This window comes from Bifidobacterium scaligerum, from assembly GCF_002802865.1.
Classification (GTDB): Bacteria; Actinomycetota; Actinomycetes; order Actinomycetales; family Bifidobacteriaceae; genus Bifidobacterium; species Bifidobacterium scaligerum.
Genome location: NZ_PGLQ01000002.1, coordinates 268,831 through 281,403, shown reverse-complemented (window position 1 = coordinate 281,403; position 12,573 = coordinate 268,831). Strand labels below are relative to the sequence as shown.

Genomic DNA, 12,573 nt, shown 5'->3' with positions numbered 1-12,573 from the left:
AACAGGCAAGGAGCATGGCATGACCGTACGGAGGGTGATGGGCACCGAAACCGAATACGCGGTGTCGGTGAAGGGTGCCGGTCGGTATAATCCGGTGCAATTGTCCTTCGACGTGGTCAGTGCGGCGGCAGACAAGCACAGCCGCAATATCCGATGGGACTACCGGCAGGAGGATCCGGTCAACGATGCGCGCGGCATGCGTCTGGAACGGGCCAACGCGCGTCCGGACATGCTCACCGACGCGCCGCAGCTCAACATCACCAACGTAATAGCTCCCAACGGCGGACGCGTCTATGTCGACCACGCACATCCGGAATATTCGGCACCGGAGACCACGGACCCGTTTGAAGCGGTGAAGTACGATCATGCCGGCAATCTGCTGATGCAGCAGGCGTGTGAGCGGGCCAGGGCCGATACCGGCCAGCCGATTGAACTGCACCGCAACAATGTGGATGGCAAAGGCGCAAGCTGGGGTACGCATGAGAACTACATGATGAATCGCGCCGTGCCGTTCGATCAGGTCAGCCGTCTGATGACCCTGCACTTCGTCACCCGACAGATCTATGCCGGGTCGGGGCGTGTGGGACTGGGGGAACGCAGCGAAACGGCCGGCTATCAGCTGAGCCAACGAGCCGATTACATTCATGCGCGCGTCGGTCTGCAGACCACATTCGAGCGTCCGATTATCAATACGCGCGACGAGTCGCACTCGACGGATGATTGTCGCCGCCTGCATGTGATCGTGGGCGACGCCAATCGCATGGATGTGCCTCAAGTTCTGAAACTGGGCACCACCAGCATGCTCCTGTGGCTGCTGGAGCATGCCGATGAAGCCGGTTTTGACGTATCCGCTTTCCTGGATGGATTGGAACTGGCCGATCCGGTCGAGGCTATGCATACCGTCTCCCATGATTTGGGTCTCAATGCCGTCTTGCCTCTGGCATCGGGCGGCGAAACCACGGCTTGGCTGATTCAGCTCAAACTGCGGCAGGCCGTATATCAGGTGGCGGCGCTCGTGAACGGTACTGATACCGCCGGCGAACCTCAATGGCCGGACAAGCCCACCACCTCCGTAATGGCGATGTGGGGACAGGCCCTTGCCGACGTGGCCGCCATACGCCATGCGTCTGATGATGAGCGACTGAACATGACCGGCGAGGCAAGCCGCGTGGAATGGCTGCTGAAATGGCAACTGCTGGAAAAGCTGCGTAGGAAGATCGTCAAGGGGGCGAACGTCGGCCGTGATATTGCTGGCGCGGATGATGACGTGTCTGTCGTATCCGACGTCCGTTCGGGAACCGCCGATGCCGCCTACGGATGGGCGGACCCACGTCTACAGGTCATCGACCTCAAGTGGGCCGCTCTTGACCCCGAAGACAGCGTTTTTACCAAGCTTGTGCCCCGCACCGAACGGGTGAACACATCCGCCGAGGTGACGTTTGCCGCCGCCGAACCTCCCGAAAACACCCGTGCATGGCTGCGAGCCATGCTGGTGCGTCGATTCGGCTCGGAAGTGGCCGCCGTAAGCTGGTCCAGACTCACCGCCCGCGAGCCCGAAACCATGAACGACGACGATTCCGAGGAGTTCTACGGCAATGCCGGGCACATGGCAGCTCCTGACCGCCGACTGTTCTCATTGGACATCTCCAATCCACTCGCCTTCGACAAAGCGCACTGTGCGAAGCCGATGGAATCTGCCGAACACGCCATCGACCTGCTCAAAGCATTGGCGTACGGCAGCCGGTAAAGATACACTGAGGGATTATGGAAGAAACACGCGAAGAGACTCCACAGTATCTGCGAGGCCTGGCGCTCAAAGTCGCCGGCCTACTTGAGGAAGCTGGCCAGCATGCCTTGCAGGCCCAGCTCAATCCGCGTAGCATTGCGCAGCCGAGTGACGTCAAGGTCGCGGATTCCCGCACCAAACTTGAGGTTGACGGCAAGATCCTGCGCTTCATGAGTACCCGTCTTGCGGACATCGCTCATTTCGATGGCTTCTGGACCACTCGCCCGGCCTCCAGCCGCCCCGGCCAGCGTTACTGGTACATCGGCAAAATCGACGGTGTGATCAATTACCTGCGTCGCATGAGCGAATGGACGCTGACCGCTGCATTGTTCGAATTCGATGAGAACAACGAGCCCAAACCCATTATCGGCGTGGTGCATGCCCCGGCTCTGGGCCTCACGTATCTGGCGGCCAAGGGCGCAGGTGCCGTACGTATCCACAAGACTACGGTGGGTGAGAAGCGAGACAAGGTTGTTCCTTCGATGACCTCGTCGCTGGATGGCTCCGTGTTGAGCTACGGCATGTCCTTCATTCCCGACGAATCCCGCCGCGCATTGGAAGTAGCCTCGTCGCTGGCAGGACGCCCGGCCGATATCAAGCGTGTGGGGCCGGCTTCCCTTGATCTGTGCAAGGTGGCGGACGGTACGTACGACGCCTATTTCGAGCCGATGCTGCACGTGTGGGACATTCCCGCCATCGCGGCCGGCACCGTGGTGGTATGGGAAGCGCAAGGTACGCTCAGCCGGTGGGACGGTGAACGCATCCACTGGCGTCATGACAATGACGTGGTGGCCACCAATGGCCTGATCGGTCGTGAACTCAAGCAGTATCTGAAATAGTCCCTACTGAGCCTTTACCAATAAAACATCGAGAAGACCTTCATGCCACAGCAATTCGAACAGCCCCAATCCCAGACACAGGAAACCCACGAAGACGACGTGCTCGCCCAATCCGCTCCCCAAAGTGCGGACCAGTCTCAGGATCAGTCCGACGTATTGGACGACATCCTGAACGATATTGAGTCCACTCTGGAAACCAATGCCGAGGAATACGTCAACAGCTTCGTGCAAAAAGGCGGCGAGTGATGCCTCAACTGCGTGATAGCGGTACTCGTACCCTCCACGCCACAGAACCCGTGCCATCCGCTGAGATGGACGGGTTCTGCCGTATTTTCGGCGTGGAAACCGAATACGGTGTGGCAGTGACCGGAGTTGAAAAGCCTGTGGATGCCGGACAGGTGGCCATGACCATGTTCCAGCCCATCGTCTCCCGCTCCCGCTCCACCAACACCTATCTGACCAACGGATCCCGACTCTATCTCGACGTCGGCTCCCATCCCGAATACGCCACTGCCGAGGCGCGCGCCCCGCATGAGGCATTGGCACAGGATCTTGCCGGCGAGCGGGTGATGCGCGGGCTCGCCCTGAAGGCGCAGACCAGACTGCGCGAAACATACGGCGAGCATGCCACTGTTCACGTGTTCAAGAACAATGTGGATTCGGCCGGCCATGCTTTCGGCTGCCATGAAAACTATCTGGTGCGCCGCTTTGTACCGTTGGAAGCCGTGGAGCACCAGCTGTTGCCGTTCCTGATCACCCGTCAGCTGTACACGGGCGCAGGCCGCATAACCCCGGATGGTTTCCAGATCACGCAGCGCGCTGACTTCCTGGATGAAGCGATTTCCTCCGCCACTACACGCTCGCGCCCGATGGTCAACACTCGTGACGAGCCACACGCCGACCCCGACGCGTTCCGTCGTCTGCATGTGATCATCGGCGACTCCAACCGTTCGCAATGGGCCACATGGATGAAACTTGTGGTGACGCATCTCGTGCTGTGCGTCATCGAAGAGGCGTTCCGCCGCGGTAAGCCGTCCGGATTCGAGGATTGGGCGTTTATCGACCCGGCCTCCGCCAACCGTGCGGTCAGCCGGTTCTTGGATGCACCGGATGCCGCGTTGACGCTCGCCTCGGGAGAAACGGTGAGCGCGCTCGCATTGCAACGTCGATATTTCCATGCGGTCGCCCTGTTCGTAGCTGATCATCGTGAGGCGATGGACGCCGCGTTTGCCGTCAGTACGTCGATGATGAAGCATGCGACAGATGTCGCTACAGATTCGCCGACGGCTGTAATTTTAGGGGAATGGGACCGTGTGCTGCAGGCCTTGGAGGCGCATGATTACGAGGCGCTTGCCGATCGTGTGGACTGGGCCGCCAAACGTCGGGTGTTCGAGGCGTTGCGTCGCCGCCGTCCGGACGTGACCGCTATCCAGCTGGAACAGTTGGAGCTCGACTACCATGACGTGGCCAACGGACATCTCTATGATTCGCTGGTTTCACGTGGACAGCTACACCAGTTGATGACCCGTGACGAAGTGGAACGCGCGGTGCATGAAGCGCCGCAGGACACCCGTGCTGCCTTGCGCGGACGGTTCGTGGAAGCCGCTCTGGCCTCAGGTGCCCAGTTCTCCGCCGACTGGACTCACCTGACCGTAACCGCCCCCGAACGCCGCGAAGCCATCCTTCTGGACCCGTTCAGTGCTGAAGCCACTGCCGAATTCGAGCATCTTATGGCGATCCTCGGCCGTTGAACGTCTGCTGAGTGTCTGTGCTGCCGCTGCCGGCCATCGTGCATTACAGTGATACGGTACATGGTTGGTCAGCGGCGAAGGAGACGCGGCATATGATTCGTGTGGCGATTGTGGAGGACGAATCCGCTTACGCACAGACTCTGCGCGAATATCTGGACCGCTACAGCGAGGAAATCCACGAACGATTCGACATTACGGTGTTCCCCGACGGCGAAGACATCGTGGAGAACTATCGCGCCGAATGGGACATCATTCTGATGGACATCGAAATGGCGTCCATGGACGGCATGACCGCCGCCGAACGTATCCGCGAAGTGGATGGTCAGGTGGTCATCATCTTCATCACCAATATGGCCCAATACGCCATTCAGGGTTACCGTGTGGACGCACTGGACTATGTACTGAAGCCCATTTCGTATTTCGCGTTCACGCAACGGCTCGGGCGCGCCATCTCCCGCATGCAGACCAGATCGCGTGCGGAAGAGCGATATCTGGTCATCACCTCCAAATCCAGCACCATGCGCGTGCCGATCTCCCGAATATTGTGGATCGAGAGCAGCGGCCACAGGCTGGCATACCATACGGCCGATGGAGTATTCGAATCCACCGCCTCTTCAATGAAGGAAGTCGAGGACAAACTCGCTGGCGAATCGTTCTTCCGGTGCAATAAAGGCATTCTGGTGAATCTTGCGCATGTGCGCGGCATGGAAGACGGAAGCGCTGTGATCGGCGGCGGAGCACGCATTCCGGTCAGCCGGGCCAAACAGCGTGACCTGCTTACCGCACTTACTGCCTACTTGGGAAACGTGATCAAATGATCGGCGTGGATCTCAGCATCATCGCAGCGGCCGATGTCGTCAATACGGTGGGCGCAGTGCCGGACATCCCGAAAACGCATACGGCGCTCGCCGAATGGCTGGCTTGCGTGACGTTGATTCTCCTGGTGACGCGCACCATGCCGGATGTACGAAAAATCGGTGTGCTGATCGGCTCGTTGGCAGCGCTTGTGGCGGTGCAGATCGGTATCGGCATGGTGCCGGTGGCGTTGTGGCTGCCCGGAATGGCCGTGGCGTTGGCCATCATGCTGGTGACGATTCGTCTGTGTTGTGATTGCTCCGCACCGACCTGCCTGTATTGGATGATGCGCGCGTTCGTGATCGCAGAGTTCGCCGCTTCGCTCGAATGGCAGCTGTACTACTATCTGTCGGGACGATATGGCTGGCCCGCGCGTGCGTCATGGGTTGAACTCCCGTTCCTCATCGTCATGTATGGCGCGGTGTTCGCCGTGGTGGTGCTGCTGGAACGCGGACAGAACGCTGCGGCGCTGGATGTGGGTGGGCGGGACCTCACAGTGACAGCCATTATCGCCATTACGACGTTTACGTTGAGCAATCTGAGCTACGTGTCTACCGCCACACCATTCACCAGCACCATCGGCACCGAAGTGTTCAACATCCGTACCTTGGTCGGACTCGGAGGCGTGGCCTTCCTCTACGCTTTCCATGTCCAACTGTGTGAGAACCATGCCCGGCGTGAACTCGACTCGATGCGAACGGTATTGCAGATGCAGTATGCGCAGTACCAGCAGTCCAAGGAAAGCATCGCCGTCATCAATCATAAGTATCACGATTTAAAGCATCAGATTGCCGTGCTGCGACGTGAGTCCGACCCCGGTAAACGTGAGGAATATCTCGACGATATCGAACATGGCATCAAGGAGTACGAGGCTCGCTTCAAAACCGGAAACGCGGTTTTGGACACGATGCTGACTGGCAAAGGTTTGATATGTGCGCGCGACGGCATCGAATTGACCTGTGTGGCGGACGGCTCGCTGCTGAACCGGGTCAGTGAGATGGATATCTGCACGATATTCGGCAACGCGCTTGACAACGCCATCGAATATGAGCGACGAATCACGGACGCCTCGCACCGGTTGATTCACGTGACGGTTTCGGATGTGAACGGCTTCACGCTGATTCGTGTGGAGAACTATCTGCAGTCCGATGATGCGGCCGGCGGTCCAGCCGATGGCGATGGCTTGACCGGCGGTGCGGACAGTGACCTGCCTTCCACGACCAAAGCGGACAAGCGATTCCACGGGTTCGGTCTCAAAAGCATCCGTCACACGGCCGGCACATACGGCGGCACCCTGACCATCGCCAAACGTGACGGTTGGTTCGACCTGACCGTACTCATTCCTCGATGATTTCGTGCAATAAGCCAACCGTTCGTGCAATTGCCCTTTCCTGAGCCGTCATTTCCCCGATGATGGAATCATCAAGATTCATTGCTGAATCCGTTGCATCTTCGGACTCGACAGGGAGCGCATCGTGGAACGTCAGGCCTTCAACCCGTATCTTCCGGCAGGGGAGTACATCCCCGATGCCGAGCCGTACGTGTTCGGTGATCGCGTGTACATCTACGGTTCGCATGACCGTTTCGGCGCTCCGATGTTCTGCGTCAACGACTATGTCTGCTGGTCCGCGCCAGTGGATGACCTGTCTGACTGGCGTTATGAGGGTGTGATCTACCGCAAGCGTCAGGATCCCAAGAACAGTTTCGGTCTGCGGCTCCTGTTCGCCCCGGATGTGACAGTTGGCCCTGACGGCCGCTACTACCTGTACTATGCCTTTGATTTCTGGGGGCTGATGGGCGTGGCGGTGGCTGATTCGCCCGCCGGCCCGTACGAGTTCTATGGGCATGTGCATTACACGGACGGCACGATTTGGGGGCGACGCAAAGGCGATTCCTTCCCCTTCGACCCGGGCGTGTTCGTGGATGATGACGGCCGTGTCTATCTGTACTCCGGTTTTTACACTCCCGTGCCCGCCGCGGTCACCGGTTTCCGCTCACTGGGCTTCGACGGTGGTTATGTGCTCGAACTGGAATCTGACATGGTGACCATTCGCACGCCTGAACAACTGTTGTTCCCTAAAACCGGGCCCGGTTCGTTCGCGGGACATGAGTTCTTCGAAGCCTCTTCGATGCGCAAGTGGGATGGCAAATACTACTTCGTATACTCGTCCCGGCTCAATCATGAGCTGTGTTATGCCGTTTCCGATTCTCCGACTGACGGATTCCGTTATGGCGGCACGCTGGTGAGCATAGGCGATGTCGGTTTGCCTGGACATGACGACGAATCCAGCGCCTCGAACTACACCGGCAACACGCACGGTGGCATGCTGCGCATCGGCAATGATTTCTACACGTTCTACCATCGCCAGACCAATCGCAGCTCCTACGCCCGTCAGGCCTGTGCCGAACGGCTTGACGCCACGTTTGATGCTGCAACCGGTGAATGGCGGTTCGCTCAAGCCGAAGTCACGAGTTGTGGCTTGAATGGCGGGCCGTTGCGGGGAAGCGGCAAGTATGAGGCCCGCATCGCCTGCAACCTATGGAGCAAGGACGGTGCCGGCCGGTACGACGGCTCGCATCCGGCCAGACGGCTGGCCGCACATCCCTATTTCACACAGGACGAACGTGACGCCAAGGCCGAAGCCGGTCCGGTTGCAGCCCGTCAGTACATCGCTAACATGCGTGACGGTGCGGTGGCTGGATTCAAATACTTTGATTGCGGTAATTCTTGGCCTCTGAACGGCATTTCGGCGACTGTTCGCGCGCATCGCGGCGGGGGAGGGGCCAAGGGAGCGTTCGTGGTTTCCTTGGATCCGGCTGGTTCGGTTATTGTCTCCACGGTGCCGATTACCGTCAACAGGGCCGATGGCTGGCAGACGTTCCGGGCGGAAGCGTCATTGCCTCCTGCGGACGGGGCGAACGGCATCGAAACCACGGCGGGGAGTGCGCAAAACAAACCAGTTGAAATCCACATGCATTCCTGTCCGCTGTATTTGCGGTACACCGGCTCCGGTTCCATCGATTTTCTTGAGTTTGAATTCGTTCATGATCAGGTCAAGGAGGTGAACAATGACAACAGCCAATGAAGATGCACAGTCTACGGTGGCGGTAGGTGGACGCGGGCCTGTCGGCGCCATACGGCGCGGTTGGGCTCGATTCGACGCCAAACATCATGGCATCGCCGAATTCATCATGTTCTTCATCGTGTGCAATGCGGTCACGGTACTGCAACTGGTATTGATGCCGGTGTTCAAATGGCTGTTCGGTCTGACCCCGTTGGTCGCTACGAGTTTCCAAGTGCTTCCAGTCGGTCATAATTTCGACGGCAGCGCATACTACGTGTTCGACTATGCCGCCGGAGCCATCGGCACCACCGATGCGGCCGGCATCGCGGGCGGCGGCGGATTGGCCTACTTCCTGGCCGTGGAACTGACGATGGCCATCGCGCAGGTGATCAACTTCATCACCCAGCGCAAAGTGACCTTCAAATCCACCGGCAGCGTATGGAAGGCCGCAGCTTGGTATGTGCTCGCCTACGTGATCATCACCATCGGCGCAGCCGCCCTGCAAGGCCTGTACAAAGCCCCGCTTTACGGATGGTGCATCAACGTGATGGGTGGAGGAGCCGGTGCCACCGCCGCCGACCTCATCACCATGATCATCAACTGCACCCTCTCGTTCTGGGTCTTCTACCCAATCATGAAACTGATTTTCAAGCAGCGATAAATCGGGCTCTATTGCTCGGTGACACCGTATTTCACACAAGTAAAGGAGATATGCAATGAAGCAGAAGAAACTCAGGATGCGCGGAGGAATATTCCGTGCCATCGTCATCCCGATCATGTCGGTGTTCGTGATTTTTGCGGTTGCACTGACCGTTGTCACCAACTATTTCACCCCGTCACTGGACGCATTCCTCGGTAAGGGAGCGAAAGCATATTCCAATCCCAAGGGAACTTCGGGGTGGAACGCTTCTTATTACGATTTTGATGCTTCCAATTCCGAAGAAGCGTTAAAGAACAGTGCGGTGATTGCCGAACAGATTGCCGATGAAGGTGAAGTGTTGTTGAAGAACGATGGCACGTTGCCGCTCAAATCAACCACAGCGGTTACGCCTATGGGCTATCGTTATCTCAATCCGGTGATGAGCGGTTCCGGATCGGGCAGCACCAATACATCTTCCGATTACGTTTACAGTGCGGAAAAAGGCATCACGGAAGCCTTCAACAACGTGAACACCAAATTTGTGGACGCGATGAAAAAGGCCGCCACTATCGAAGTAGCACCGAAGGCGTCCAGTGGTGAAGGCGGGAAGACGGCTTTTCTTGGCAGTGGGCTGAACATTACCGAATACGATGTTGCTGATTTGAAATCGGTGGCGTCAACTTGCAAGGATACGGTCGGCATCGTATTCATCGGACGTGTTTCCGGCGAGGGCGGCGACCTGTATTCGTTGGAGTATGAGGATGGAACCCCACATGAACTTGCATTGACGCAAGCGGAGCGTAACATGCTCGACTACGCGAAAACAAACTGCAAACACGTGGTTGTCGTATTGAATTCGACAAACACTATGCAGGTTCCTGAATTGCAGGATGACAATCAGATTAACGCGATTCTGCAAATTGCCACTCCTGGTGCACTCGGTTTCAAATCGCTTGGCAAAATCCTCAATGGTACGGTCAACCCGTCAGGACGTACGGTTGATACGTTCGTTGCCGATCTGACCACCGGTCCAACATATGCCAATTTCGATAATGGCACAGGCATGTCGGATTATGAAAACACCAGCTATACCAGAAACATTTGGCTGGCTCAGTATCTTGGCGGTGCGGAATTTAAAGCACCCTTCCGTGAGTACGAAGAAGGTGTGTATATGGGGTATCGCTGGTATGAAACCGCTTCTGATGTAGGATATTTCACATCCTCAAACCTGCCAGCGGGAGAAGCTGACTCTTACTATAACCGCGATAACGGTGTGGTATATCCGTTCGGTTATGGTTTGTCGTACACCACCTTCAAACAGGAAATTGTCAAATATGATGATTCCGGTAATGACATCACGGTTGACGTTTCGGTGACGAATACCGGTGATGTGGCCGGTAAGGAGGTTGTGCAGCTTTACTATAAAGCACCCTATACGCAGTTCGATGTTGACAATTCCATCGAAAAGCCGACGGCTAACCTTATTGCCTTTGGCAAGACCGAAGAATTACAGCCTGGCGCGTCTGAAACCGTCACCCTGACCTTTGATAAAGAGGATATGGCGTCTTACTGCTATACGCATGCCAATGGTAATGGCACCACCGGCTCCTATGTGTTGGAAAAGGGTGACTATGCCATTACTCTGCGCGCCGACAGTCATGATGTCCTCGATGAGCGTACAACCAATATCGCTGAAACAGTCTGGTACAACGGCAAGGACGGCAATATTCGCGAATCCGAGAAGACCGCGCAGTCGCAACTCAAAGATGATGGCACGACGACAGATACGCCGGCTCGGACTGAAGAGAATCCTAATGCAACATATGTTGCCGCGTCGAATCAGTTTGAACATGCCAACCAGTACATGACCGATAGTTCGGTTGGTCACGATGTCACCATCCTTACCCGCGCCGATTGGAACAATACGCAGCCTTCCGCACCCACCGACGAAACGCGGCAAGCCAGTGACACTGTCAAGAAGTGGCTGGATTACGGGTATGCCACTAGCGAGAATTTCGGCAATGGTGAATGGGACGAAGATAATGATCCGACCATCGGCAACGACAAAGACAGCAAAGTCTACGTCGCTGAGAAAGATGCGCCCGCATCTGGCAAAGACAACGGCTTAACCATGTCAAACATGCGAGGATTAAGCTATTACGACAAGCGGTGGGACAATCTCCTTGATCAGCTTGACTATAACGACGATCAGATTAACCTTGCGCTGTTCGCCAACGGTTATGCATCTGGTGAACTTGATTCCGTGGGCAAGCCGGCCACGTCCGAACATGATGGCCCTCAGGGGTTAGCGCTGAACGACAACTCCGGCAACAGTTGGGTGAATGCCTGCTCATTCCCATCGGAGACGACTATGGCGCAAACCTTCAATGTCAAGCTCGCCTATGCAATGGGCTCCGCAGTCGGAGAGGAAAACTACTTCATAAATGGTGGTGGTTGGTACGCACCTGCGGTGAACATGCATTGGTCCGCGTTCTCGGGTCGCAATTACGAATACTATTCCGAGGATCCGTTGGTTTCCGGTAAGATGGCCGCGCAGGTTATCTCTGGTGCTGGCGATAAAGGTACGTATTGTGCACTCAAGCATTTCGCCATGATCGAGCAAGAAGAATGGCGCTCTTGGATTCCATCTTCATGGGCTACAGAACAGACTGTACGCGAGATTTACTTGAAGCCGTTTGAGATCGCGGTTAAGGAAGCGAAGAAAACCATCAAGTATATTTCCGATGACAAGGGCACCGTATCCACGAAGACCATGCGGGCTGCTGATTGTATGATGACCAGCGGTTGGTCGGGCATCGGTGGTTTGTGGACTGCATATGACTACAACCTGATGACGAATGTGCTGCGCAACGAGTGGGGCTTCCAAGGATTTGTCATCACTGATTACGATCAAGGCAACGGCCCGCACGACAATGTTGCGGTGAACCGTATGGTGCGTGCCGGCGTTGATCAGCATATGATTGACAAGACGCTGAGCCCGGGCAAATACACGTCAACCGGCACAGCTACAGGCAAGGCCGCACTTCGTCGTGCGGTGAAAAATACGCTATACACTATGGCCAACTCCGCACAGACCAATAATCTCGTTCCCGGTGGAAAGATGTATTACCGAACTTCACCGTGGCGTCTTGGAGTATATGCTGTGGATGCGATTGTTGCAGCTGGTGTAGTACTAGGAGTCATTATGACTCTGCGCCGAGCCAAGGACGAGAAACTTCACCCTGAAAATTATAAGAGCAAAAGAAGCGGAAAGTGAGGTTAATCCACTACTTAGAACAAATCGGTTTTTCAACAAGGAGCATAGGTTGACAGTCGATATGCCTCTGCATTTGGCCTGATAACCTGCTTGATGCTCTATCCTTCTCCTCTTCCTCCGGTTGCGGCCGGGATGGGTGTTTCCTCCGGGCACCTGTCCCGGCCGCTTCACGCTGTGGACCATATTGAAACGGTCTGCCGCAGGAGGACTTTTCGCTGCTGCGGTTTGCGGGGTATTAGAAGTATTATGGATTGGCGCGAATATGCTGTTCTATATCCCCGCATCATGAGCAATTGACCACAGTGTGTAATATGCCGCCGTATTCGACACTGTGTAGAACATAGAGAAAACGAAAGCCCT

The 12,573-nt window shown here is 56.5% G+C and carries 9 protein-coding genes; all 9 read left to right on the top strand.

What is annotated here, in order from left to right:
* Nucleotides 1–19 precede the first annotated feature (19 nt).
* The 9 genes from dop to CUU80_RS04270 all read left to right on the top strand — a co-directional run bounded on the left by dop (nt 20) and on the right by CUU80_RS04270 (nt 12,213).
* Nucleotides 20–1,747, top strand: a complete 1,728-nt coding sequence (dop, locus tag CUU80_RS04310; RefSeq protein WP_100496126.1) for a depupylase/deamidase Dop — start codon at nt 20–22, stop codon at nt 1,745–1,747.
* A gap of 17 nt (nt 1,748–1,764) precedes the next feature.
* Nucleotides 1,765–2,625: an inositol monophosphatase family protein gene (locus CUU80_RS04305; protein WP_100496125.1), complete on the top strand. Its 861-nt coding sequence runs from the start codon at nt 1,765–1,767 to the stop codon at nt 2,623–2,625.
* Between the two features lie 42 nt (nt 2,626–2,667).
* Nucleotides 2,668–2,871: a ubiquitin-like protein Pup gene (locus CUU80_RS04300; protein ID WP_100496124.1), complete on the top strand. Its 204-nt coding sequence runs from the start codon at nt 2,668–2,670 to the stop codon at nt 2,869–2,871.
* Nucleotides 2,871–4,376, top strand: a complete 1,506-nt coding sequence (gene pafA, locus CUU80_RS04295) for a Pup--protein ligase (protein ID WP_100496123.1) — start codon at nt 2,871–2,873, stop codon at nt 4,374–4,376. The genes CUU80_RS04300 and pafA overlap by 1 nt, the downstream gene beginning before the upstream one ends.
* Before the next feature lie 92 nt (nt 4,377–4,468).
* Nucleotides 4,469–5,194: a LytR/AlgR family response regulator transcription factor gene (locus CUU80_RS04290; RefSeq protein ID WP_100496122.1), complete on the top strand. Its 726-nt coding sequence runs from the start codon at nt 4,469–4,471 to the stop codon at nt 5,192–5,194.
* The gene (locus CUU80_RS04285) at nt 5,191–6,582 is read left to right on the top strand and encodes a sensor histidine kinase (RefSeq protein ID WP_100496121.1); all 1,392 of its coding nucleotides are present in this window, start codon (nt 5,191–5,193) and stop codon (nt 6,580–6,582) included. Before CUU80_RS04290 ends, CUU80_RS04285 begins: the two co-directional genes overlap by 4 nt.
* 124 nt (nt 6,583–6,706) lie before the next feature.
* A complete protein-coding gene (locus CUU80_RS04280; RefSeq protein WP_100496120.1) occupies nt 6,707–8,317 on the top strand; it encodes a family 43 glycosylhydrolase in 1,611 nt (536 codons plus the stop codon).
* Nucleotides 8,301–8,957, top strand: a complete 657-nt coding sequence (locus CUU80_RS04275; protein ID WP_243388633.1) for a hypothetical protein — start codon at nt 8,301–8,303, stop codon at nt 8,955–8,957. Before CUU80_RS04280 ends, CUU80_RS04275 begins: the two co-directional genes overlap by 17 nt.
* A 55-nt stretch (nt 8,958–9,012) precedes the next feature.
* Nucleotides 9,013–12,213 (top strand): beta-glucosidase, encoded by a 3,201-nt coding sequence (locus CUU80_RS04270; RefSeq protein ID WP_100496119.1) that lies wholly within the window; start codon nt 9,013–9,015, stop codon nt 12,211–12,213.
* The last annotated feature ends 360 nt before the right edge of the window (nt 12,214–12,573 follow it).

Bases quoted from the DNA above. Each gene is read 5' to 3' on its own strand.
- CUU80_RS04285 (WP_100496121.1), top strand. From the start codon at position 5,191: ATGATCGGCGTGGATCTCAGCATCATCGCAGCGGCCGATGTCGTCAAT.
- CUU80_RS04270 (WP_100496119.1), top strand. From the start codon at position 9,013: ATGAAGCAGAAGAAACTCAGGATGCGCGGAGGAATATTCCGTGCCATC.
- CUU80_RS04275 (WP_243388633.1), top strand. From the start codon at position 8,301: ATGACAACAGCCAATGAAGATGCACAGTCTACGGTGGCGGTAGGTGGA.
- CUU80_RS04290 (WP_100496122.1), top strand. From the start codon at position 4,469: ATGATTCGTGTGGCGATTGTGGAGGACGAATCCGCTTACGCACAGACT.
- CUU80_RS04300 (WP_100496124.1), top strand. From the start codon at position 2,668: ATGCCACAGCAATTCGAACAGCCCCAATCCCAGACACAGGAAACCCAC.
- pafA (WP_100496123.1), top strand. From the start codon at position 2,871: ATGCCTCAACTGCGTGATAGCGGTACTCGTACCCTCCACGCCACAGAA.
- CUU80_RS04305 (WP_100496125.1), top strand. From the start codon at position 1,765: ATGGAAGAAACACGCGAAGAGACTCCACAGTATCTGCGAGGCCTGGCG.
- dop (WP_100496126.1), top strand. From the start codon at position 20: ATGACCGTACGGAGGGTGATGGGCACCGAAACCGAATACGCGGTGTCG.